18 protein-coding genes and 3 pseudogenes are annotated in these 23,700 nt (G+C 52.3%); 18 read left to right on the forward strand and 3 right to left on the reverse strand.

Translation table 11 applies throughout. From position 1 onward, the window contains the following. Together ACGCCZ_RS15785 and ACGCCZ_RS00935 are read left to right on the forward strand one after the other, a co-directional pair. Positions 1-1,904 (forward strand): GLUG motif-containing protein (locus ACGCCZ_RS15785; protein WP_425117352.1); only part of this gene is annotated, 1,904 nt, incomplete at its 5' end. Positions 1,905-2,136: 232 nt separating this feature from the next. Then, positions 2,137-4,722, forward strand: coding sequence for a hypothetical protein (locus ACGCCZ_RS00935; protein ID WP_411655067.1), 2,586 nt, complete (start codon positions 2,137-2,139; stop codon positions 4,720-4,722). Positions 4,723-4,896: 174 nt separating this feature from the next. On the opposite strand, the gene ACGCCZ_RS00940 is transcribed toward ACGCCZ_RS00935, so the two are convergent. Together ACGCCZ_RS00940 and ACGCCZ_RS00945 are read right to left on the reverse strand one after the other, a co-directional pair. Beyond that, on the reverse strand, positions 4,897-5,211 hold the full coding sequence (locus ACGCCZ_RS00940) for a hypothetical protein (RefSeq protein WP_411655068.1): 315 nt from the start codon (positions 5,209-5,211) through the stop codon (positions 4,897-4,899). After that, the gene (locus ACGCCZ_RS00945; protein ID WP_411655069.1) at positions 5,192-5,356 is read right to left on the reverse strand and encodes a hypothetical protein; all 165 of its coding nucleotides are present in this window, start codon (positions 5,354-5,356) and stop codon (positions 5,192-5,194) included. The genes ACGCCZ_RS00940 and ACGCCZ_RS00945 overlap by 20 nt, the downstream gene beginning before the upstream one ends. Before the next feature lie 660 nt (positions 5,357-6,016). Between ACGCCZ_RS00945 and ACGCCZ_RS00950 the strand changes: the two are divergent. The 16 genes and pseudogenes from ACGCCZ_RS00950 (at position 6,017) to mscL (ending at position 21,954) form a co-directional block, all read left to right on the forward strand. Continuing rightward, positions 6,017-6,554 (forward strand): annotated as a pseudogene (locus ACGCCZ_RS00950) (stage V sporulation T C-terminal domain-containing protein). 270 nt (positions 6,555-6,824) lie between these two features. Then, a complete protein-coding gene (gene rimP / locus ACGCCZ_RS00955) occupies positions 6,825-7,331 on the forward strand; it encodes a ribosome maturation factor RimP (protein WP_242967390.1) in 507 nt (168 codons plus the stop codon). Beyond that, complete coding sequence (gene nusA, locus ACGCCZ_RS00960) at positions 7,328-8,449, forward strand: transcription termination factor NusA (RefSeq protein WP_411655070.1); 1,122 nt, start codon at positions 7,328-7,330, stop codon at positions 8,447-8,449. Before rimP ends, nusA begins: the two co-directional genes overlap by 4 nt. Positions 8,450-8,684: 235 nt before the next feature. Beyond that, positions 8,685-8,947, forward strand: a pseudogene (gene rnpM / locus ACGCCZ_RS00965) (RNase P modulator RnpM). Next, positions 8,944-9,279, forward strand: a complete 336-nt coding sequence (locus ACGCCZ_RS00970; protein ID WP_054324815.1) for a L7Ae/L30e/S12e/Gadd45 family ribosomal protein — start codon at positions 8,944-8,946, stop codon at positions 9,277-9,279. Before rnpM ends, ACGCCZ_RS00970 begins: the two are co-directional and overlap by 4 nt. A 15-nt stretch (positions 9,280-9,294) precedes the next feature. Beyond that, positions 9,295-11,883: a translation initiation factor IF-2 gene (gene infB, locus ACGCCZ_RS00975; RefSeq protein WP_411655071.1), complete on the forward strand. Its 2,589-nt coding sequence runs from the start codon at positions 9,295-9,297 to the stop codon at positions 11,881-11,883. 119 nt (positions 11,884-12,002) lie between these two features. Then, positions 12,003-12,326 (forward strand): 30S ribosome-binding factor RbfA, encoded by a 324-nt coding sequence (rbfA, locus tag ACGCCZ_RS00980; protein ID WP_411655072.1) that lies wholly within the window; start codon positions 12,003-12,005, stop codon positions 12,324-12,326. A 297-nt stretch (positions 12,327-12,623) separates the two neighbouring features. Further along, positions 12,624-13,592 (forward strand): DHH family phosphoesterase, encoded by a 969-nt coding sequence (locus ACGCCZ_RS00985; protein ID WP_054324812.1) that lies wholly within the window; start codon positions 12,624-12,626, stop codon positions 13,590-13,592. After that, complete coding sequence (truB, locus tag ACGCCZ_RS00990; RefSeq protein ID WP_054324811.1) at positions 13,589-14,491, forward strand: tRNA pseudouridine(55) synthase TruB; 903 nt, start codon at positions 13,589-13,591, stop codon at positions 14,489-14,491. The genes ACGCCZ_RS00985 and truB overlap by 4 nt, the downstream gene beginning before the upstream one ends. A gap of 98 nt (positions 14,492-14,589) precedes the next feature. Beyond that, entirely contained in the window at positions 14,590-15,516 is a 927-nt protein-coding gene (gene ribF / locus ACGCCZ_RS00995) for a riboflavin biosynthesis protein RibF (RefSeq protein WP_054324810.1), read from the forward strand. Positions 15,517-15,674: 158 nt separating this feature from the next. Further along, on the forward strand, positions 15,675-15,938 hold the full coding sequence (gene rpsO, locus ACGCCZ_RS01000) for a 30S ribosomal protein S15 (protein ID WP_054324809.1): 264 nt from the start codon (positions 15,675-15,677) through the stop codon (positions 15,936-15,938). Between the two features lie 28 nt (positions 15,939-15,966). After that, complete coding sequence (locus ACGCCZ_RS01005) at positions 15,967-16,122, forward strand: hypothetical protein (protein ID WP_153802359.1); 156 nt, start codon at positions 15,967-15,969, stop codon at positions 16,120-16,122. Positions 16,123-16,273: 151 nt separating this feature from the next. Beyond that, complete coding sequence (locus ACGCCZ_RS01010; protein ID WP_082402290.1) at positions 16,274-18,508, forward strand: polyribonucleotide nucleotidyltransferase; 2,235 nt, start codon at positions 16,274-16,276, stop codon at positions 18,506-18,508. A gap of 115 nt (positions 18,509-18,623) precedes the next feature. Then, complete coding sequence (locus ACGCCZ_RS01015) at positions 18,624-19,124, forward strand: IS3 family transposase (protein ID WP_411655073.1); 501 nt, start codon at positions 18,624-18,626, stop codon at positions 19,122-19,124. Then, positions 19,067-19,927 carry a TasA family protein gene (locus tag ACGCCZ_RS01020; protein WP_411655074.1) on the forward strand — a complete coding sequence of 287 codons (861 nt, stop codon included), beginning with the start codon at positions 19,067-19,069 and terminating at the stop codon, positions 19,925-19,927. Before ACGCCZ_RS01015 ends, ACGCCZ_RS01020 begins: the two co-directional genes overlap by 58 nt. Before the next feature lie 1,613 nt (positions 19,928-21,540). Next, on the forward strand, positions 21,541-21,954 hold the full coding sequence (gene mscL, locus ACGCCZ_RS01025) for a large conductance mechanosensitive channel protein MscL (protein ID WP_054324805.1): 414 nt from the start codon (positions 21,541-21,543) through the stop codon (positions 21,952-21,954). Between the two features lie 435 nt (positions 21,955-22,389). On the opposite strand, the pseudogene ACGCCZ_RS01030 reads toward mscL, so the two are convergent. Further along, positions 22,390-23,602 (reverse strand): annotated as a pseudogene (locus ACGCCZ_RS01030) (cation:proton antiporter). Positions 23,603-23,700 lie beyond the last annotated feature (98 nt).

Raw genomic sequence — 23,700 nt, forward strand, 5'->3', positions numbered from 1 at the left:
CGAAAAATGTAGAGATCACGGTGAAATATGAAGCGACGTTTGATACGGAGGACGAAACCGATGACCGTGAAGTAAAAACAGCCACGATTTCTCTTGCGGCTCCGGGAGAATATACCCTTGTGACCGGGAACACTGCGCAAGGAAGAGTGGCGAGAAACAACGGGAATGAACCAAAAGAGATTACGATTCCTGCACCGCCTGCGGGCTTTGCGTATGACCCGGCAGGTCAGACGGTTTCTGTTCAGGTAGATGCAGAAGGGAATGTAACACCGGAAGAAATCATCTTTAAGGTGCGTTCAGAAGAAGCGAACGTTGTGATCCGTTATGTCGATCAGGCGTTAGTGGGGAACGATGCGATTGTGGATAGCTATACAGATACGGTGGAAGCTACCATTGGGCAGAAGTATACCTATTCCACAGATACGCCTGTCGTAAAAGATCATCTTCCGGAAGGTTATGAATTTCCAACGCCAGGGGTTTCTGTGAAGATCACATATCTGGACGATTTTAAAGACGAAGATAATACAGTGGATGGCAAGCGTGTAGCATATGTCTCGTTTGTGGTGAAGAAGGCAGAAGGCGGTGATCCTAGCAAAGATTACGATTATTCTGTAACGGTTCAATATAAGGAAGGAGATTCCATTCGACACACAGAAACAGTACCATTTACTGTTAAAGGGGACGTCACTTCTTATACCATTAATGCCGATTTGAGCTGGGTCAAAAAGTACGATAACGACTATGATAGTCAAACTGGCCAGACACAGTCCCGCTATATGTTAGCTAGTGGGCAGAGTGGTAGCCAGTCTGTTACATTAGATCCTGTAGCAGGGACGGCGACGCCAAATCCAGTTGTATTTGAGCTGCAGACGGGGCTTTACAAGTCTGGTGAGGGTTCTCCTGAAAATCCTTATGTTGTTAGCAGTGCAGTTCAGTTTGATAATATCCGCTGGAGTATAAACTCTCATTTTGTACTGGGAGATTCGATCAATTTAGGGAACAATGAAAATCGAGGCTATTTCTCGACAATCGGTTTGGGAGTAACGGATACTCCTTTTACCGGTTCGTTGGATGGGAACGGACATACAATTTCTAATTTAAAGATTGACTATGGAACAGAATATGGGTGGATTGGTTTGTTTGCTGCTAATGAGGGAGAAATAAAAAATTTGGTTATTGAGGACCCATATTCGTCTGGCGCCAGTACCGTGGGTGTAGTTGCCGGTCTCAACAAGGGACTGATCGAGAATTGCCACGTTGTGAATGGAGGAACGGTGGAAGGCTTGGGAAGATCTACCGTGCAGACAAGTGGCCGCATAGGCGGTATTACGGGGGAGAACCAGGGAACCGTGCGCAATTGTTCTTCCTCTGTAGAGGCAGTAGGATATATTAATGTTGGCGGTTTAGTAGGTATTAATTTTGGTACGATTGAAGGGTGCTATTCAACTGGTGGTGTAAATTCTGCGTCATCGACGGCTACGAGCAGTCAGTTAGCTGTTCAGTATGTTGGCGGCCTGGTTGGCAGCAATCAGCGTGGAGCGACCATCGAAAATTGTTACAACAACACGAGCCAAAATGTTGCAGGTTATAGTGGCGTCGGCGGTTTCATTGGTTATAATGCAGGGACCGTAAAGAATTGCTATTCCAGATCGACTGGGAGCGTATCGTCTAATTCAAATGGGATAGCGCATCGTTGCATTGGCGCAATTGACGCGGCGGCAGGAGCTAATCCGATTGCGACAAATGTCTATTATGAGTCCAATTTTACAACTTCAAATCGCAACAAAGGCATTAATAAAACAGCGGCTCAGCTTCAAAGTGGAACTCTGACAGGCATTCAAGGAAATAATGCATGGGTTTGCGAGAGCGGATCTTATCCGAAGTTGGCGTGGGAAGTTGCATAATTTCGAGAATTTTGGTAATCGATTGGAAGGCCCTGGCGGGAATTATATTCCCGCCAGGGTTTTTTACGTCTATTGGGCCGAAGGGCGCCTCGAAGAGAAATGAAGAAGGGAATGCGCCCTCTATTTCCCAAACTTTATGGGAAATAGAGGGCGTTCCTTGTTTTGATGCCGGGCGGCCGGTATAATGGGGCTGGAACCTTAAATGGAAATGGGAGAGGAAAGGCGGGCGTTTATGAAAAAAGGAATTGGGATTTTCTTGTGTTTGACGATGCTTTTAACCGTTTTGGGACCGATGGGGGCGGGAGTTACGGTTGCCAAGGCCGCAGAAGGCGATCTTCCGGAATCCTATTATGTACAGCCTCCGGTGGGGGAATGTTCGTCCTGTGGGGCGCCCCTGTTTGAGCGGGAAGGCGATTGGGCGGAGGACAGCCGGTGTTACGCCTGCTGGGCTTCGGACAGGAATAAATGGAGTATCATTCTTTGGACGCCGCCTCAGCCGTATTGTATGCACTGTGAGAATTCTACCCTGGGGAATACCTCCGGCCTGTGCGACGACTGCATTATGGCGGGATGCGGCGAACATACCCAAACCGTTGTTGTCAAGGATAAAGCGACCGGGGCGCCGTTGAAGGGCGCGACTGTGATGGGAGGGGTGCTGGGACCGGCACAGACGGATGACTCCGGAAAGGTCTCGAAAAGCGACCCGCATATGCACCTCAATGGGACCACGGATGTGCTGGTCTCCTGCGACGGATATCAAAGCCGGAAGCTTCCTGTAACCATCCGGGAACTGGCCGAAACATTGACTGTAGAGCTGGAACCCTTGCCGGAAGTGTTTACCATCCCGATAAATCCACCAACCTTTGTGGCAGAGGCCTATGGTCCGGTTCTGCTGAACGCGGAATTGCAGCTGGAATCGCTTCCGTTTCCCATTAAGGCCGATCACTTGCTTTCCAACGAGGTGACGCTTACGCGGGATAAGCAAACAGGAGACTATAAAGGATCGTTCAAGCTGAATGGGCTGGCGGAAATGCTGTTTCAGGGAAACGTGTCCGTTGCGGGGGAGGTTGTGGCCCGTTGGAACGAGGACCAAGCCCAGTTGGAGCTGGTAAGCTCGGATGTAACAGCTTCCATCAAGCTGTCGCAGGATTTAAGTTTTCTCTTTGGGGGCGTCGATGGCGAGCTTACACCGCAGATTCGGCTGGTAAGTTCCCACGAAGAGGACGGTTCCCTGCGCTTAGTGCCAGCGATCTCCTGCTCGGGGTCCGCCTACGCCTATTTGGGGAAAAAGTTTGAACAGGGGATTACCATAGGAAAGGTAAAATTAAAACTGGGCGCCGAGTTGACCGGCGGCGTCAACTTTACAATGCGGGCGGACTTGGCCAACGGCGAGGATGTCCTACAGGATTTTGTGCAGTTGGGCGGAAACCTGCGTGCGGTGGTAAAGCTATTGGGATTCGAGCGCACTTGGGAAGGATACTACTGGCAGTACTATCCGGTGATTTCTGATGAAGATGGCGATACCTATGAAATGCCCAAGCCTGTGGACCGGTTCCCAGGGCGGAGTGAGACAGGGACGGCTGGAGAGGACAGCCAACAGTTTCATCCGGACGCGGCACCCTCGATCCCCACCGAAGAGGGCGCTCCAGTGGTGGAAGACGCGGGGGATAATGCGGACCCGGTGTTCGTACCAACGGGCAGTGGCTCTGTTTCATCCGGCGGTTATACGGGTCCGGCAGTGCTGTTTTGGCTGGAAGATGCTTCTGATCGCGCGGATATAAACCGTTACCGGCTGGTTTATTCGGTATTTGATGGCCGGCGGTGGAGCGATCCTGTACCGGTTTACGATGACGGAACCGCGGACTTCGCCCCGCGGGCAGTGGTATCCGGCGGCGATGTGTACCTGCTTTGGCAGAATGCTGACCAAGAATTTTCCGGAACTGTCGATTCCTCCGAATACGCGCGTTCGATGGATCTTTATGCTGCGGTGCTTCGGGATGGACAGGTACAGGAAGTGACAAACCTTACAGAAGGAATCGAAGGGTACTGTGGCATGCACAACCTAGCCGTAGTGGATGGAAAGGTTTGCGCCGGTTGGCTGGTAAACGACCGTGGAGATCTTTTGTTCTCAGAAGGGCAAAATCGCAGCTATCAGGCTGTTTATGAGCAGGGGACCTGGCACGTACAGCCGGAAGATGGAATTGCGGATGCGCATTTTGGGGATGGGACGGCGCTACAGATGATGGTTCCGATGGAGCAGCCGGACGATGCGGATGGTATCGAGATCGCAGGGACACGCTTTTACTGCGGAGAGGATGGCTCTATTGCCTGTGAACAGCAGGGCGAGGAGCGGATTCTGGTCCCGGAAGCGAAGACTTCCTCGTTTGACGCAGTGACCAACGGGGAACTGGTATTCCTCTATTGGTTGCACGCAGGAGAAGAGGGCGCATTCCAACTGAATGGTGCATTTTATAGCCCTGAAACAGGAGCCTGTAGCGCTGTTCAGACATATATCAACCATGGAACAGCATTGCATGGGATAGAGGGTGCGATGGATAGCAAAGGAAATGTACTCATGGCCTATCAGTCATCCGAATGGACCGACACACAGCGGCGCTCCTATTCATCCAACGACCTACTGACAGCAGCCATTGCTCCACCGCAGGATATGGCGGGGGGTGGAATTCCGTGGATAGTGCCCACGGTGGGCGGAGGAATTCTTCTGGCGGCAATTGTTGTAGGGATTATTTGGCTGATGCGCCGAAACCACCGGCTGCAAAAGAAACCATATGAGCCGTTTGTGACCAAAGAAAAGTAGGAATGCAGGGAATTGACCCGGCGTTTAGAGACTTAGAAAGTACGTAGCTTTGAAAAGGGAACCGGGGCAAGAGCCCAGGGGACAAACAAAAACGGATATGCGCTTGAAAATACAAACGCATATCCGTTCTTTTTGGTTTTATGGGGAAGCCTCCTGCAATGGAAAGCCCCCTTCTCAATAATGGATGGCGCCAAGCAACTCGTCCATCTTACTGCGCTGGGCCAGCTTACCGGTTCCATAGAGCACAGTGTCCTCAATACGGGCGACCACAAAATACAACTCGCCGTTTTCAACCGTATATTTGCTATACGCAGCCGAATCCACATTTGTCGTTTTTTCGGCGGTCTTAGGTTCCCCGATAAATTCTTTGAGGCCATTGTAAGTGGTCGTGGCAGTTTCCTGATCCGCACAGACAGCAAAATCGATCTGCATATCGATGGTTTCGTCATAGGCTGTGCGTGCGGAAACATCAGGTTTCAGGATCGACACTGGGAGTTTCTACAGTAAATCCAACCGCAGAGGCCTGTGTTTCGAACTCCTCTGCGGTGATGGGAGAACGTGCAGCACATCCGGTACAAAACAACGCGATGAGAACAATCCATCCAAGCATCCGGGCATATATTGTTTTTTTCAATGGTACCCCTCCTAATTTTGAAAATCCATTCTGATACAGGCCGAAAAGCGGGATGTATGCCGGCCTTTTACAAATTAAAAAAAGTCTGCCTTTTATTATACGACTTTTTTCAAATTTGTATAGAGGCAGAGGGATTTTTGTTGGCCTGTTTCGGAAGATAGCGCATAAACTTCGAAAATGAATTTATTCGCCTGCATTTTTGCCCTGTAGGTATTTTCGTAACCACGTGGGGACAGAACAATGTCCGGGAAGTCCTTTTTATAAAAGAACCTTCAGCTCCTAAAACGATGCAATAGTCAAAATTCATTGATTTCATATGGCTTGTTTAAGTATAGATTTACTGGATAATCTGCCCTGCTTGCCTATATTCAGCACAGGCAAATGCGGCAAACCATCTTGATAAGTCACTTTGCTTGCCTGTATTCAGTATAGACTAATGCGGTAGAGTGTCTTAATAATGTCTTAGGTTCGTCCCTTTGGCATGCGGCCGGCTTCTGACGGTTTATTCCTTTCAATGGATTCCCATGTCCGAAAAATTGCCCAAGCAAAACCTGCATAGTCAGGACTTTCCTGCGGATAATAAGGGCATGACACGCTTTTCGAACATGTAACAGAAAGGTCAAAAAAGGTCAAATATAGATAATCAGGAGGGAATCAACTTTGAAGGCCACAGGAATCGTAAGAAGAATCGACGATCTCGGACGTGTCGTCATCCCAAAGGAAATCCGCCGCACTCTGCGCATTCGGGAAGGGGATGCATTGGAAATTTTTACAGATGCACAGGGGGGCGTTATCTTTAAAAAATATTCGCCCGTGGGAGAAATGTCTACCTTTGCTGGGCAGTATGCAGAGGTTCTCAATAAGGTAACCAACCGGCCGGTGGTTGTATGCGACCGTGACCATGTCATTGCTGTCGCTGGCGTCTCAAAGAAGGAATACCTAGAACGCCGTGTATCGCCGGAATTGGAGGAGTATATGCAGAATCGGATGTCCTATCCGAATGGGGAGGCCGGAGAGATTCGTCCCGTGGGAGGGGATCGACCGGACCGCTTGCGTCCTTTACCCGATTATCGCATCAAGCGATGTCAATGGCGCAGTCGTTCTGCTTTCCAGCGATACGCAGGAGCCAGCGGGCGAGACCGATGAAAAACTCGTTCAAGCGGCCGCCTTCTTCCTCGCAAAGCAAATGGAGGAATAAAAGTTGCTTTGGCGGGGATGGCCGCCTCAGGGGGACAGAGAGACATTTGGTCTTGTTTTGCCCCGAGGACCGTCCACCAGCCAGCTGCGACATAGGGAAGCGTTGGATACGTTCGCATAAATGGGGGATGAAGCGCGGATCATCGCAGAAAAACCGCATATCTCCGCCGCGTACCCTTGCATTTTTCCAACAGTTGTGCTACACTATACAAAGTAATATTATGTGAGGATGAAAGAGTGGGGCAACCCACTCTTTTGTTTGCATTATGAGGTGAAACGATTGGCAGCGAAAAAGAAAGGCGGCAATACCGTCGCCCTGGTGCGGCGGCTGGCAGAGCCGATTGCGCGGGATCTGGGGCTGATGCTCTGGGACGTACGCTTTGTCAAGGAGGGTGCAGACTGGTTTCTGCGCATTTTTATCGACAAGCCGGAGGGGATCGGCATCGAGGACTGTGAGGCGATGAGCCGTGCGATCAACGGACCGCTCGATGAGTTGGACCCAGTCGAGCAGTCCTATTGCCTGGAGGTCTGCTCTCCGGGGATGAACCGTGAGCTCACACGCGACGAGCATTTCGCCGCTTATTTGGGCGCGCCGGTGCAGATCAAGCTGATTCGGCCGGATGAGGACGGACAGAGGGAGATCGCCGGGATTTTACAGGATTACCGGGACAATACGATGATTTTGCGGATGGAGGAAGGAGACGAACGTTCCGTAGCCAGGAAGGACGCTTCCAGCGTCCGGCTGTTGGACGACGACTTTGGAGGGATTGAGGAATGAGCGAAGTTTTTGAGGCGTTGAGCCTGCTCGAGAAGGAGCGCGGCATCCCTGTGGACTTTATGGTGGACCGCATCAAAAAGGCCATTGTGACCGCGTGCAAAAACAGCTATGGCAACGAGGACACCGTGATTAATATGGACCCCGAGACGGGCGCGTTTGAGGTTTATCTGCGCAAAACGGTGGTTGAAGATGTGGAAGAGCCGGGCAAGGAGATCCTGCTGGAAAAAGCGCGCGACATCGATCCAACGGCGGCCATCGGGGATACGGTCAGTGTGCACCTCAATACGAAGGAGTTTGGACGGATTGCAGCGCAGACAGCGCGCAATATCATCCGCCAAGGCATCCGCGATGGGGAACGCGGCCAGATGATGCAGGAATTCCAAAGCAAGCACCAGGAACTGGTGACAGCGCTGGTGGAGCGCATCGATCCCAGAACGGGCGCGGCTACCCTTCGGATTGGCAAGGCAGAGGCCGTTTTACCCAAGAGTGAGCAGGTGGGAGGCGAGGAGCTCAAGGAGGGCGACCATGTCAAGGTGTACGTGGTGGACGTCCGGGAGACTGAGAAGGGTCCCCGTGCAATGATTAGCCGTACCCACCCCGACCTGGTCAAGCGCCTGTTTGAGACAGAGGTGCCGGAGATTTACGACGGTACTGTGGAGATCAAAGCGGTTTCCCGCGAAGCGGGGTCCCGCACGAAATTGGCAGTTATTAGCCACAATTCGGATGTCGACGCGGTTGGCGCCTGCATTGGCGCCCGCGGCGCCCGCGTTTCCAGCATTGTCAATGAGCTGGGCGGGGAGAAGATCGACATCGTGGAATACAGCGAAGATCCGGCGAAATTTATCGCTTCTGCACTCTCCCCAGCGACGGTCCTTTCCGTTGTCACGGCGGAGGACGGTTCGCACGCTTGCCGTGTCACGGTGCCGGACAGCCAGCTCTCTTTGGCGATTGGCAATAAGGGCCAGAACGCACGTCTGGCAGCGAAGCTGACCGGCTGGAAGATTGACATCAAGCCGGAAAGCGGCTTTTATGGGGAAGAAGAGCCCGCTGAACCGAAGACAGCCGGTGAGACGCCTGTAACAGCAGAGGCGGAGCCGGCCGAAACGGAAGAGGAATAAGCTTGCCGGTAAAGGAGTCTTCCAAGAGGGGAAAGAACTTTATTCCTTCTATATTGATGGATGTGTAAGGGCACATTCACAGAAAGCTGGAAACGGCACCGCGCGTCCGATGGACGGTTCGCACCCTGCTCGGTGCAAAAGCGCTGGGGAATCCCTGCCCAAGCCGCGGTTGTTTTCATATAGATTCATCAGCGTACGTTTAAGAAATCACAGTCGGGAAGGGCGGTGTGTGCAAATGCATCAAAAGCGAATCCCCCTGCGTATGTGTGCAGGATGCGGAGAAAGCAAGCCGAAAAAGAACTGGTCCGGGTGGTCCGTTCGCCGGAAGGCGAGATTTCCCTGGACCTTACAGGAAAAAAACCTGGGCGCGGCGCTTATGTTTGCAAGAGTGCGGACTGCCTCCGGGCGGCGCGAAAGGCGAGGCGATTGGAACGAGCCTTCTCCTGTCAGATTCCCGCAGAGGTCTATGACCGTATGGAGGAGGAGATCGGAAAATGAATGAAAACAACAAGCGGCTTCTGTCCCTTTTGGGATTGGCGCGGCGGGCAAACCGGCTCTCATTGGGCAACGATCCCGCCGAGGAAGCGCTGCGAAAAGGCCAGGCGCGCCTGGTGCTGCTGGCAGAGGACCTCTCTCAGCACACCGCAGGAGGCGTTCGGTTTGCGGCGGAGGAAGCCGGGGTGGACGTCTTGAAAACGGCGTGCACCATGGATGAAATCAGCATGGCTCTTGGAAAGCGAACCGGAGTTGTTGCAGTGAATGACGCAGGGTTCGCAAAAAAACTGCACGAGCTATGTGAAGCCGAAACCGGCGAACAAGTGGTGAAATGAGGAGGAATTTCGTATATGATGATTAAATATCGCGTTCACGAGGTGGCAAAGGACCTGGGACTCCCCAATAAAGAGGTCATCGACACCTTACAAAAATACACGGGCGAGACCAAAAAACATATGACGGCGTTGACAGAAAACGAGTTGGATGTCGTTTTCGAGGAGTTCACGCAGAAGAACCGCGTGGAGAGCTTTGACGCTTATTTTGCCGATCAGAAGGAGCCGGCAGTGACCGTGACGGCCGAGCAGGAGCCCGCGGCACCGCAACAGCCCACGGCGCCCGCCCGCCCGGCACAGCCGCAGCCGAACCGGAATCAGGCGGCTCCGGCGAAAGCGCCCCAGCAGAATGGAGGCGCACAGGGACAGCAAGGCAATGCGCCGCGCCGTCCTGCCGTGAAGCCGGGAAAGATTACGCCGGTCCGTCCTGCTCCACAGCAGAATGGAGGCCAGCAGGGTCAGCAGCAAGGGCAACAACAGGGAAATGCGCCGCGCCGCCCGGCTGTAAAGCCGGGGAAGATCACGCCGGTTCGCCCCGCTCCGCAGCAACAACAGCAGAAAAAGCCCGGTGCACCCATTCCGCCTCCGCGTCCGATGCAGACCGGCGCACCGAACACCACCAATGTGAAGCGCGGGGAAGGCCGCCTGGTCGATACGCGCGCTTCCCATGTGGAATTGGATAAATACAACGAGAAGTACGACCGCCTGGCCTCGGAGAAGGTCCGGACGGAGAACATTGTGCAAAAGCAGAAGATCACCCAGCGCAGCAGCCAGTATCGCGGCAAGCCGCGCAACGCCCGCCGCGAGACGGAGGCGGAACGTTTGCGCCGCATTGCGATGGAGCGCAAGGCGAAGCCGATCACGGTCACCATACCGGAGGAGATCACAGTCAACGAGCTGGCTCTTCGGTTGAAGGCGACTGCGGCGGAGGTCATCAAAAAGCTGATGGCGAACGGCGTGTTTGCAACCGTCAACGATACCGTTGATTTTGACACGGCTTCCCTGATCGCCATGGAGTTCCATGCAAAGGTAGAAAAAGAAGTCGTTGTTACGATTGAAGAGCGTATCATCGACGACAGTGAGGACGACGAGGCCAATCTGGTCCCGCGTGCGCCAGTCGTGGTGGTGATGGGACACGTGGACCACGGAAAGACGTCCCTGCTCGACGCCATTCGCCATGCGCATGTAACGGACACCGAGGCGGGCGGCATCACGCAGCACATCGGCGCTTACCGCGTCAAGATCGGCGACCGTGATATCACCTTCCTGGATACACCGGGACATGCGGCGTTTACCACGATGCGCGCCCGCGGCGCACAGGTGACGGACATCGCGGTCCTGGTTGTCGCGGCGGACGACGGCATCATGCCGCAGACGATCGAGGCAATCCACCACGCAAAGGCGGCAAATGTTTCGATCATCGTCGCCATCAATAAGATGGATAAGCCGGGCGCCAACCCGGACCATGTGCTCCAGCAGCTCACGGAGTACGAATTGGTTCCGGAGGAGTGGGGCGGCGAGACGCCGTGCATCCGCGTGTCCGCTAAGAAGAAAGAGGGAATCGACGACCTTCTGGAAATGATTACCCTGGTGGCCGATTTGAAGGAACTCAAGGCCAACCCGGACCGAGCAGCCAAGGGCACCGTCGTAGAAGCGCGTTTGGATAAGGGCCGCGGTCCGATCGCTACCGTTCTGGTACAGAACGGTACCCTGCGTACGGGCGATATTATTGTCGCAGGAACTGCAGTGGGGCGTGTCCGTGCGATGACGGACGAAAACGGAAACCGCATCAATGAGGCGGGGCCGTCCGTTCCGGTGGAGATCACCGGCCTGGACGACGTGCCCACGGGCGGCGACACCATGAACGCCGTCTCCGACGAGCGCCTGGCCCGCGAACTGGTGGAACAGCGCCGCAATGAGCAGAAGGAAGAGATGTTCAATTCGCAGACCAAAGTCACGTTGGATAACCTCTTCGACCAGATGCAGCAGGGCGAGATGAAGGAACTGCAGATCATTGTCAAAGCGGATGTGCAGGGCTCTGTGGAGGCAGTGCGCCAGTCGTTGGAGAAGCTCTCCAATGACGAAGTGCGCGTCAAGGTTATTCACGGCGGCGTCGGCGCCATCAACGAGTCCGATGTCATGTTGGCGAATGCATCGAATGCCATTATTGTGGGCTTTAATGTGCGTCCCGATCCGGTGGCCGAGGACAATGCAAAACGCAGCGGCGTGGATATGCGCCTGTACCGCATTATTTACGATTGCATTGAAGAGATGGAGTCCGCGATGAAGGGCATGTTGGCTCCGAAGTTCCGTGAGGTCCAGCTGGGCCGCGGCGAATGCCGCCAGGTTTACAAGATCTCCAATGTCGGCACCGTTATCGGCGGCCATGTCACCAGCGGCAAAATCACCCGCACCGCCGACATCCGCGTGGTGCGCGACGGCATCGTAATCGCAGAGGACAAAGTGTCGTCCCTGAAGCGGTTTAAGGACGATGTGAAGGAAGTGGCCGATGGCTATGACTTCGGTATGACGCTGGAGAAATTTAACGACGTCAAAGAGGGCGACGTATTGGAAGCCTTCACAATGGAAGAATACAAAGAGGATTGACCGAGGATTCCCGGCGATCCAGGACGGCCGGGGGCGCACAGGTGTGCTGAGGCCGCGGAGGTGAAACGATATGCCAAGCCATAGAATGGGACGGACGACGGAGGACATCCGCAGAGAGCTTGACGGCTATTTTCCGAGAGCTCAAGGACCCACGGGTACAGGGGCTGATTAGCATTGTACGCGTGGATGTGTCGAGCGACCTCTCGTATTGTACCGTCTATATCAGCGCGATGGAGGGCATTGATCACGCCAAGCAGGCGATAGTGGGGTTGAAATCTGCCTCTGGTTACATCCGGAGGGAATTGGGGCAGCGCTTGCGCTTGCGCCATGTGCCGGAGATGCATTTCAAGGCCACGGACTCCATTGAATACAGCGCAAATATTTCGAGAATTTTAAACGACCTGCCAGCTTCGAGAGAGGACGGACAGGGGAAAGAAACCTAACAAACTGCCGGGGAACCCCGGGGGGAACGCGGGGCGGCGGGGACGTGTGCGCGGTCTAAAAGACCGCGCCCGGGAATTCCTGTGGAATTTCCCGGCGGGGATTTGGAAGAATCCCCGCACGTCCCCGCTACAAGCGTTTTAAACACCTTTGTTTTGGGGCGATTGTCAGAGGAAGGGCAACGTACGGCCAGCACATTGTGCTGCCTGTTGCCCGGCACAAACCCGCAGGGCAAAGAGTGTATCATGGAAATGGGCGGATGGAAACATCTGCAAACCGAGAGGGGAGTGTAGCAAACGATGATCAGCCTGGATGACGTGGCAGAATTTCTGCGCCGTGCGGACGACATCGTCATTTTGAGCCATCAGTTCCCGGATGGGGATACGTTTGGCTCTGCCGCCGCGCTTTGTATGGCCCTACAAAGCATGGGAAAGCGCGTAAAGACGCGCTGCCGCCATGCGATCAGTGCAAAATATGCCTTTATGTTCCGTGGCGTTAAGAAACAGGAATTTGAACCAAAGACGGTTGTAGCCGTGGATGTCGCGGATATCGATCTGTTGGGAGAGCCCATTCGGGAGGAATACGAGGGACATGTCGACCTTTGTATTGACCATCATGCGGGAAACCGTACTTTTGCGACATATACCTACGTGGACAGTACGGCGGCTGCTACCACGGAGATCATTTATGCACTGATCACCAAGTTGGGTGCAAAAATCACGCCGGAGATTGCGGAAGCCATTTATACGGGGATCACAACGGATACCGGATGTTTCAAATACACCAATGCCACACCGCGCACATATCGTATCGCGGCCTGTATGATGGAGACGGGGATTGACGCGGCTGCCATCAACCGGGAGATGTTCGATACCAAGACCCGTGCCCGCCTCGAGATGGAGCGCCGGGTGTTGGATTCTATGAAATTTTATTTGGACGACCGGTGCGCCGTCGTATACATCATGCGGGAGATGATCGCCGAGTCCGGCGCTTGTGAAGATGATTTGGAAGGACTGGCCGCAATCCCGCGACAGATTGAAGGGGTGCTCGTCGGGGTGACCCTGCGTGAAAAAAAGAGCGGTGAATATAAGGTTTCTCTGCGCACGCAGGAACCCGTCAATGCGGCGCAGATCTGTGCGTTATTTGACGGCGGTGGACATGCCTGTGCAGCAGGATGTACCCTGGCCGGGCCTGCAGAATTGGCCACAGAGCGGATCGTCGCGGCAATCGGTGATTATCTGGATCAAGGCAAGGGGGACGGCCAGTGAACGGCGTCCTTGTTGTGGATAAACCGGCGGACTTTACATCTTTTGACGTGGTTTCCGTGGTGCGCCGCCTCGCGGGGAGAGAAAAGACCGGTCATACTGGCACATTAGATCCCATGGCCACCGGCGTCTTGCCGGTCCTTCTGGGAAAGGCTACACGGGCGGCATCCCTGCTGGAGGATACCAGTAAGGAATACCGTGCAGAATTTGCCCTTGGTTACGCCACCGATACCCAGGACTCCACTGGGGAGGTTCTCGCCAGGAGTGGGACACGCACGACGGAAGCAGCTCTCCTGGCTTCACTTTCTCTTTTCCGTGGAAATATTCTTCAGGAACCTCCGATGTATTCCGCTGTGCGCAAGGATGGCAAGCGGTTGTATGAACTTGCCCGCCAAGGTGTCACAGTCGAGCGGGAAAAACGTCCAGTTACCATTGAAAGGCTGGAATGCGTGCGTTTTGATGAAACTGCTCAGACAGGGATTCTGGAAGTACGTTGTTCCAAAGGGACTTATATTCGTACGCTTTGTGCGGATATTGGGCAGGCGCTCGGGACATTTGGCGTTATGACTGCGTTACGGCGCACATCAGCGTGTGGTTTTTCCCTTGCGGATGCGGTTCCGTTGGAGGCCGTGCGCGCGCTGGCTGAAACGGGGCAGTTAGAGGCTCGGGTGCTCCCGATGGATCAGCTTTTTTTGGAGCGTCCGGCATTGCGTGTGTCTGCCGCCCAGGCGGTTCGCTTCCGCAATGGAGGTTGCCTGGGTCTGGAACGCACTGCATTGGCAAGGCAGAACCCTCCGGACGGCCTGCGGGTGCGGGTGTACAGCCCTGAGCAGGTGTTTTTAGGGCTGGGGATCGTGGATCGCGGGCAGGATACGTTGAAAATACTGAAGTTGTTTGTTTGACGGCGGTTTATCGGTGCGGGCCGTGTGGTCCAGAAGACCCCAAAGGCCGTCGATTGCGGCAAAATCCGGATAGACAGAACGACAAAAGGAACAAATATATGAAAGTATACCATGATCTAACCCCGGGGGCGCCGCGGGCCGCGGTTGCGCTCGGCTGTTTTGACGGCCTGCATCTGGGACACCGGCGTGTGATCGATGCGGCCCGTGCTCCTGGTTTGGCGCCTTCCGTACTGACCTTCGCGGACCCGCTTGAAGAGCTGGGGGGCAAGTCCGGTGGGCAACTGGTTACAAAGCGCCAGAAGCTTCATCTGCTTGAACAAATGGGCGTCCAACAGGTCTATTCCCTGCGTTTTGCATCCATTCGGACCATGAGTCCGGAACAGTTTGTAGATGAGGTTTTGGTGGGAGTCTGTCACGCGAAGAAAGTCTGTTGCGGGTTCAATTTCACTTTTGGGTACAAAGGTGCAGGTAAAGCGGAAACGCTGAAAGCACTCTGTGAGGAACGCGGCATCATCTGCGAGATTGTACCTGCGGTGGAGGTGGATGGAGAACCGGTCAGTTCCACCCGTATCCGTGCGCTTGTTGCACAGGGCGACGTGGCAGCAGCGGAGCGGCTGCTGGGCAGACCCTTTGGTTTTGACTTTGAGATTGTGCGCGGCCGGCAATTGGGCCGCACCATGGGGACGCCCACAATCAACCAGGTCTTTACGGAGGGCTTTGTGTTGCCGCGCTTTGGCGTGTACGCCTCATTGGTCCGTTTAAACGACGGCGATTATTACGGGGTGACAAATGTCGGCGTCAAGCCGACGGTCGGTGCAGACGCCCCCCTGAGCGAGACCTGGATTCCGGACTACCACGGAGAAGAGCTCTATGGCGAGAACATTCGGGTGGATCTGATTGATTTTATCCGGCCAGAGGTCAAATTCAGCGGGATTGCCGAATTGCAGAAAAACATTTTGGAAAACGCGGAAACCGCAAAAAAGATGATTGCCGCATATTTACAAAAGGGAATCCCCATGCTATAATACCCTTAGTTTTGCCCCAGTGTTGGGGGAAAGATATGGCTACCCTATTCCCGGTTGCAGGGGTAAGCCCGGTCGGGTATACCACCGGCCTGCTTCTGTGAGTATGGGCGCATGAAACGGGGATTGTTCCCCAATTTTTAGAAAAGGTGGAAAGGTACATGCTGAAAGAAGAAAAAACAGCGATTATCCAAGAGTATGCGATGCACGAGGGCGACACCGGTTCTCCGGAAGTCCAGATCGCAGTTCTGACCAAGAGAATTAACGACTTGACGGCACATCTGAAGATCCATCAGAAGGACCATCATTCCCGCCGCGGCCTGTTGAAGATGGTTGGCCAGAGAAGAAACCTGCTCAATTACCTCATGCGTGTGGACATTGAGCGCTATCGTGCGATTATTGCCAAGTTGGGCATCCGCAAATAAGAAAAGTTTGGCTGGGGCAGGCGGCATCGTGCCGTCTGCCCTTCTGCACGTTCAGGCGGTGGTGGGCGCTGCTGAAAAAGCGCCCGCTGGACTGCCGGTGATGGCCCAGACCTCAAAATGGGAAGTACAGGACTTAGCCGTGAAACGAACGCCGCGCCCGGCGCGGGGCTGGTTTCATTGCTAAACCTGTTTCCTCCCAAAGAGGCGCAACCGGAAGAAAAGATCTTGCAGGCCAGGGATTTGAGCGGTGGTGCCCGGTGCTTTGTCCGCAAAACCAATGGGGTTGCAGGAAATGACGAGTGAAAAATGGATTTCTGATTCTAGGAGGAGACAAGATGTTTGAAAATTTTAGAACGTTTGAGACGGATTTTGCGGGACGCCCGCTGGTGATTGAAACGGGCAAGATGGCGCAGCTTGCCAATGGCGAATGTTTGGTTCGTTATGGCGAAACAGTGGTGCATGTTGCCGTTACAGCTTCGGCCAAACCGCGTGAAGGCGTGGATTTCTTCCCGCTTTCGGTTGACTTTGAGGAAAAGCTCTATGCGGTCGGCAAGATTCCCGGTTCTTTCCTAAAGCGGGAAGGCCGCCCGAGCGATAAGGCAATTTTGACCTCCCGTGTGATTGACCGCCCCATCCGTCCGCTGTTCCCCAAGGATATGCGCAACGATGTATCGGTTGTCTGCACGGTGATGAGCGTAGACCACGATTGCCAGCCGGAAATCGCTGCCATGGTGGGTACCTCCATCGCGCTGACTATCTCCGATATTCCGTGGAACGGCCCGATTTCGGGTGTATCGGTCGGAATGATCGACGGCGAATATATCATCAACCCGACGGCAGAGCAGCGTGAAAAGAGCCGGATGGCAGTCACGGTTGCCTCTACGGATGAGCGCATCGCAATGATCGAGGCGGGGGCGAAGATTGTCACCGACGAAGAGATGTATAACGGCATTATGGCGGGCCATGAGGCCAACCAGAAGATCATCGAGTTTATCAAGGGCATCCAGAAGGAGATCGGCAAGGAGAAGTTCAGCTATCCGAGCAATGAGCCGGATGAAGAGATGCTCGCCGCCATCAAGGATTTTGCGATGGAGGATGTAAAGTACGCCCTTGATACGGATGACAAGAATGTCCGCGATGAGCGCCTGAAGCCCATCTATGAAAAAGTACACGAGAAATTTGACCCGATCTACCCGGAGCAGGAGGCAAAGATCGAGGAGTGTATGTATCGCACACAGAAATATATTGTACGCCGCTGGCTGTTGGACGAACAGAAGCGCGTGGATGGCCGCCAGATGGACCAGATGCGCCCGCTTGCAGCAGAAGTCGATCTGTTGCCGCGTGTACATGGTTCCGGGATGTTTACCCGCGGGCAAACACAGGTACTCACGGTGGCCACACTCGGCCCGGTGAGCGACCAGCAGATGCTGGATGGCATCGACGAGGAAGAGTTCAAGCGCTATATCCATCAGTATAATTTCCCGTCCTACTCTGTGGGTGAGACAAAGCCCAGCCGCGGTCCGGGCCGCCGTGAAATCGGCCACGGTGCGCTGGCAGAGCGCGCACTGGTTCCGGTAATCCCGCCGGTGGAGGAATTCCCATATGCATACCGCCTGGTCTCCGAAGTGCTTTCCTCCAACGGTTCGACCTCTCAGGCTTCGATCTGCGGTTCCACTCTGGCGTTGATGGCGGCTGGTGTGCCGATTAAGGCGCCGGTGGCCGGTATTTCCTGTGGGCTCATCACCGAGGGCGAGCGCTGGATGACTATGGTGGACATCCAGGGCGTAGAGGACTTCTTCGGCGATATGGACTTCAAAGTTGCAGGCACCAAGGAGGGCATCACCGCCATCCAGATGGACCTGAAGATCAGCGGCCTAACCCCCGAGATGGTGAAGGAAGCATTGGAAAAAACCCACAAGGCGCGCAACTATATCATTGACGAGATCATCCTCAAGTGCATTCCGCAGCCGCGCGAGGAGCTCTCCAAGTATGCTCCGAAGATGATGAGCACCGTAATCCCGGTGGACAAGATCCGTGAGGTGATCGGCTCTGGCGGCAAAGTTATTCAGAAGATCTGCGCAGAGTGCGATGTCAAGATGGATGTGGAAGAGGACGGTCATGTCTTTATTTCCGGCCTGGATAAGGATAACTGCCAGCGTGCACTGACGATTGTCGACACAATTGTCAACGATCCGGAGCCCGGCGCGTTCTATAACGGAAAAGTTACGCGCATCATGGATTTCGGTGCATTCGTAGAGATTGCACCCGGCAAGGAGGGCCTCGTTCACATTTCCCGACTGGATGTAAAGCGCACAGAGAAGGTGACGGATGTCGTCAATGTGGGCGATGAAGTCATGGTCAAGGTTTTAGAGATCGACGACAAGGGCCGGTTGAACTTGTCCCGCCGGGATGCGTTGATTGAAGTGGAGGGAATGGTGCCGGAGAATACCATTTCGGATGCCCCGCGCCGCCCAGAACGCCGCGATGGCGGCCACTTCCACCGCAGAGACGACCGCCCGCGCGCGAGCAATGGTTTTATTGCAAACACCAATAAGAAGCCCAACAAATAAATTTGTTTTTCAAGCATCCGTTCAGGAAAGCCCTGGACGGATGCTTTTTGATTCGTGCGTTACAATACGGCATTACTCCGTCCATGTCGAGACGGGCCAGTCCATACGACATGCCATGGCCAAAAATTTCTTTTCCATTCTCAAATCCGAATGCATTCGCATTTACAAGCCTGAGACCATCCTTGAAGTACAGACGTTCATTGATGAATACATCACTATTTATAACAACGAGTCCATTCCACTCAGCACGAAGCGCTCTCTTTTTGAAAAGCGGCGCCTGTTTGCTCAATTCGCCGTTATCCTACGTTTAGACGTTTTATTTCTGTCTTTTCCTTCTGGAACCGTTCAATTGCTAGGGGGATTGGCTCTCTTCTTACAGGGGACAGAAAAAGGGAAGCATTTTCCGAAATATCTAGGACTAGGAAAACTTTTTGCAATTTTTTTATGGATACTTCGATTTAGCACTTGTAACGGTAGATTGGAATGTCGTATAATAATGATGAATAATATTATCCTCTATATGGGTGGGGATGGTATTTGCAGAAGGAGTGTGAGAGGATGGGCAAGATTAAAAATCATCTTGTTTTATCGGTTGTCTCGTTTCTGCTTGTGTTGACCGTGTTGGGAAGCGGGACCTTTGCATGGTTCATGGATACAGAGCAGACAAGCGCCAATTTCCAGTCGGGGATTTTGGATGTAGAATTGGTGGTCGATCATACGGATGAAACGGTTCCCCTGAATTTTACCAATCTTCGTCCGCTAACCATTGAGCAGCTCCGCGACGAATTTCAGATGGACGAGAATGGTGTTATTACCAATAAGAATGAGGATGGATTTGCAGGAAATCCTTTGTATTTCTTTCAGGTGAATGTGGAAAACAGAGGCTCGCTGCCGATGCAGGTGAAGTTGGCGGTTCGCGAGCAGAAAAAGGACGAGGGTTCCGATCTGCCGTATGGGGATAAAATTCCCAACCTTGTTGATAATGGACATGGCGGTGTAAAGGTTGATGAGGACGAGCCTGAAATTGCCTGTCAAAACGATCTTCGGGAGTTTTTGCATGTCCAGCTTTATCAAACAGAGCTCACGGATAACGGTTATGTACTGACGCCGGTTCTAGAGGAGGCCGACGATGCGGCGGCCCAGAAGAACGATGAAGTTTCCGATGGGACGGTGACCCTGTGGAAGAATGGAAAACCGTTTGATTATGTGGTCCCGGAGGTTCTCCCTGCGGGAGGGAAAACTTCTTATATATTGGCCGCGTGGTTGCCACAGACGGTCGGCAATGAGTGCCAAGGGAAACACTTCCACGGAGCTCTATGTGAATGCGGGACAGGTGGACGAAGGAGCGACCATGACGGCGATGCCGGATTGGAGCGAGCCGGAAAGCACGGTGGAAGCAACGGTCAAAGTCCGCTATGAGCTGGCGGATGGCAAACCTGTCAAAGAGGTAGAACGGGTTATCCAGGAAAAGCCAGGCGAGGTTGTCCTGAAACCGCTTGCCAGTGAGTTGGAGGGGACTGGGTTTCGTCTGACAGATGCGGATGAAACTTACACAGTAAGCTTGTCACCAGAGGGTAAGGTTACTTATCAAGCGAACGATACAGCGGCAACTTTTACGGTAGAAGATACATATGTGGATGATCCCAGCAAAGAATTCGATGATGGCGATGGGACGCAACAAAATCCATATATCATCATGAATGCCCGCCAGTTGGACAATGTGCGCAACCATTTGGATGCCCACTATAAACTTGGCCGTGACATCGATCTGACCGGTTATTATGGCGCGACTTGGGTTGAGCAGGGTTGGACTGAGGAAATGGGTTGGATGCCGATTGGACGGACGGCGTCTCAAACACAGTGCGAAATGTTTAAGGGTAGTTTGGATGGGCAGAATTTCACCATTACCGGACTGAAAATAACCGATTCAAAGCAGCAGGTAGGGCTTTTTGGCCGTGTTGTGAAAGACACAGGCGTAGAAGGAAGCGGTGTTATTTGTAATTTAAATGTACAGGCTCCCGAAGTGTGGGGGTGCACGTCGGAAGGAAACTCTTATGATGGAAAAGTAGGCGTGATTGTTGGCCAGACCAATAATGGTGCAGCCGTTAGAAACTGTACGGTATCCGGCGGCTCTGTAAAAGGCGGAAAGGAAGGGGAGCCTACAAAATCGGTTGGTGGAATTGTTGGTTATCAAGGCTCGGCAAGTGACCAAATAAGCAATTGTACGGTTGAAGATTTGAATGTCACGGTACATATTTTGGATTCTGAATTGAAAAAAGATTCGGATGCTTATGCCAAGCGGTTGATCCTTGGTTATAAGCCCAATTCAGCGAGCTGGCCGACTGCTTGCCTTGGTGCAGGATGGGTAAATGGTGAAGAGAAAACCGTTACCTTTTCGTAACAAGGCATTGAAAAAAGACAGGGCTTATTCTTAATACAAACCAGAAAAGGGACAGATTGCTATATCTGCCCCTTTTTCTTATAAATATTATGGATTGTACGGAATGTGAAATTGAAAAATATTCAAAATCATAGTAGTGACAGGGATACCCTGCAATTTGGTGGGGACTGTCATTTGATATATCCCCATTACAAATAAACAAACGGATATTGATAATAGGGATAACTGTGGTCAAACGGCAGCTGTAAAATGATGGATGATTCCTCTCACTAATTGACTAATGAATATTTTTAATAGGGACAGTCATCGCAAAAGGCAGGTTGTCCCTCTTGCTAATATACTAATGAATGCTTTTAATAGAGACAGTCACCCGAAAAGGTAGGGTATCCCTATCGTTATTAAGCTAATCTGTATGTTTAAAGATTTTTATGATATAAACACATGAACAGCAGAAGGGCGTGTGCAGCCCCCTGTGGTTCGATAAGAGATTGTTTTTGTTTGATGTTTTTAATAGCAGCTGAGATTAAGCAATTATTACAATATTGTTTACTATCTGACAAAATGCGAGAAGGCTCTTTTCCTTTTATCCTTTCTATGCTATATTGTAAAAAATTAAAGGGAGGATTAAGCGATGAAAAAATTTATACAGGAATTTAAAACCTTTGCATTGCGGGGAAACATGATGGACATGGCTGTCGGTGTTATCATTGGCAGCGCCTTTTCCGGAATTGTAACCTCATTGACAGACAATTTTATCAATCCTATTTTGAACCTGGTGACCGGCGGACAAACGTATACGTTGCAGGATGTAGCAGGCTTTGCTTCTGCATTTCTTTCATCGCTGGTCAATTTCCTTATCATGGCATTTGTATTGTTCTGTCTGCTGAAGGGAATCAACAAACTGATAACCTTGGGACATAAAAAAGAAGAAGTGCCTGCTGTGACAGTGAAAAAATGCCCTTACTGTAAAACGGAGATTGCAATCGACGCGACGCGGTGCCCACACTGCACTTCGGAACTCGCAGTGGAAATAGAGAGCAAATAAGTCGATCAAAAGGTTACATAACAAATACGGTTGCCTACCAGGGGGCTACTGGGAGAGAAAACGCCTGATTCCTTACATTGCATGTGATGCAGGAATAGAGCGTTTCGACTTTGTAGGAAGAAATATCTATTGAAAGTGCAATTTTCAAACAAGAAAACCCGGAAAATAGAGATCAAATAAAAGAAGAGAGGGGACCAAAATCTACGAATCTTTGGATTCATAGGAAAGGGGCTCCTCTTTCTGTTTAGAAAAAATCTAAGTTTCCAAAAAACAAGGGTATCCGAAAGTCATTTCGTGACTTTTGGGATACCCTCAGATAATTCATAAATGCTTGTTTGGCCTAACAGGACAATCAAGCGTTCTGTGTTAACCGTATGGAGTCCATGTCCGAACCAAGCTCCATACTGTTGCTAGTTAGGACTTGGTAGTTTGTCTTTAGCTGGTCTTCAGGGGAACAGGTGTATCCCCTCCCTTATCGTTACGGAAAGCAAGCTTCAACAGAATGGGCGCGACAATCGTCGTGGGCAACCACCATGATGATTACGGGGCCAAAGAACACCGAAGACATCAGTCCCAAAGCAGCGCCCTTCGTGGCAACGATCAAGGCAACCTCACCACGGGAAACCATGCCGGCGCCGATCTGTATGGATTCATGGTTCGTGAATTTACACATCTTTGCGCCGAATCCACAGCCAACGATTTTGGTCAGGATTGCGACGATAACCAACAAGACAGAGAACAGAATGATGGAACCCGTCATGTCCGGCAAAGATACCTTTAAGCCGATACTTGCAAAGAAGATCGGGGAAAGGAAGATATAGGAAAGGGTTTCAAATCGCGCCGCAATGTATTTGCTGTGCTCTGTGTTCGAAATAACCATACCGGCGATAAAAGCGCCTGTAATGTCTGCCACACCGAAAAACTGTTCTGCACAGTAGGACAGAAGCAAGCAGAACACAAAAGCCAGGATTACAAACCGCCGCATATCCTTCTGATAACGCGCCTGGAATTTCTTGAACAATACGTAAAACAGGAAACCGCCGCCAGCGGATACAATGAAGAAAGCGACAATTTTGAGCAAAACAACGACGATGTTCACGCTCGAATCGGCCAGACTGGTGACCACTGTCAAAGCGACAATGCCGAGAATGTCGTCAATGATCGCCGCGCCCAAAATCGCATTGCCTGCACGGGTGTTTAATTTTCCCATTTCCTTGAGGGTTTCCACGGAAATGCTGACAGAAGTGGCGGTCAAAATGATACCAATAAAGATGTTTTGCAGGAAAATATTGGCCCCGGGGCCAGCAATCGCCTCATTGTTAAAGAAGTGTGCCAAAGCGAATCCACCGCCGAGTGGAACCAGAACACCGATCAACGCGATAACAAAAGACGCCTTGCCCGTGTTTTTCAGTTCTTGAATATCGGTTTCCAAACCCGCGGTAAACATCAGAACGATGACGCCCACCTCGGACAACTTGGTGATGAAGTCCGTCTCCTGCAACACATTTAACATAGCCGGACCCAGGATCAAACCGGCAGCCAGCGCGCCGACAACCTGCGGCATCTTAAACTTGCGGGTGACCAGGCCAAACAGTTTTGTGCTGAGAAGAATCAGTGCTAAATCGAACAGAAAGCCATACCCTTCCATTTGTCGTGCCTCTTTCCTTCATAATTTTGTCATATCTTTTATTGAATATAGATTATATCCCGAATCAAAAAGCTTGACAATATGGCGAATCGACAAAT

The sequence above is a fragment of the Anaeromassilibacillus sp. SJQ-1 genome (genome assembly GCF_046693725.1).
Lineage (GTDB): Bacteria > Bacillota > Clostridia > Oscillospirales > Acutalibacteraceae > Anaeromassilibacillus.

What these genes read in the sequence shown, in the direction of transcription:
- ribF (WP_054324810.1), top strand. Translation starts at nt 14,590, where the DNA reads ATGAAAGTATACCATGATCTAACCCCGGGGGCGCCGCGGGCCGCGGTT.
- ACGCCZ_RS01015 (WP_411655073.1), top strand. Translation starts at nt 18,624, where the DNA reads ATGGCCAAAAATTTCTTTTCCATTCTCAAATCCGAATGCATTCGCATT.
- infB (WP_411655071.1), top strand. Translation starts at nt 9,295, where the DNA reads ATGATGATTAAATATCGCGTTCACGAGGTGGCAAAGGACCTGGGACTC.
- ACGCCZ_RS01020 (WP_411655074.1), top strand. Translation starts at nt 19,067, where the DNA reads ATGGGCAAGATTAAAAATCATCTTGTTTTATCGGTTGTCTCGTTTCTG.
- mscL (WP_054324805.1), top strand. Translation starts at nt 21,541, where the DNA reads ATGAAAAAATTTATACAGGAATTTAAAACCTTTGCATTGCGGGGAAAC.
- nusA (WP_411655070.1), top strand. Translation starts at nt 7,328, where the DNA reads ATGAGCGAAGTTTTTGAGGCGTTGAGCCTGCTCGAGAAGGAGCGCGGC.
- rpsO (WP_054324809.1), top strand. Translation starts at nt 15,675, where the DNA reads ATGCTGAAAGAAGAAAAAACAGCGATTATCCAAGAGTATGCGATGCAC.
- ACGCCZ_RS00985 (WP_054324812.1), top strand. Translation starts at nt 12,624, where the DNA reads ATGATCAGCCTGGATGACGTGGCAGAATTTCTGCGCCGTGCGGACGAC.
- ACGCCZ_RS01010 (WP_082402290.1), top strand. Translation starts at nt 16,274, where the DNA reads ATGTTTGAAAATTTTAGAACGTTTGAGACGGATTTTGCGGGACGCCCG.
- ACGCCZ_RS00935 (WP_411655067.1), top strand. Translation starts at nt 2,137, where the DNA reads ATGAAAAAAGGAATTGGGATTTTCTTGTGTTTGACGATGCTTTTAACC.
- ACGCCZ_RS00970 (WP_054324815.1), top strand. Translation starts at nt 8,944, where the DNA reads ATGAATGAAAACAACAAGCGGCTTCTGTCCCTTTTGGGATTGGCGCGG.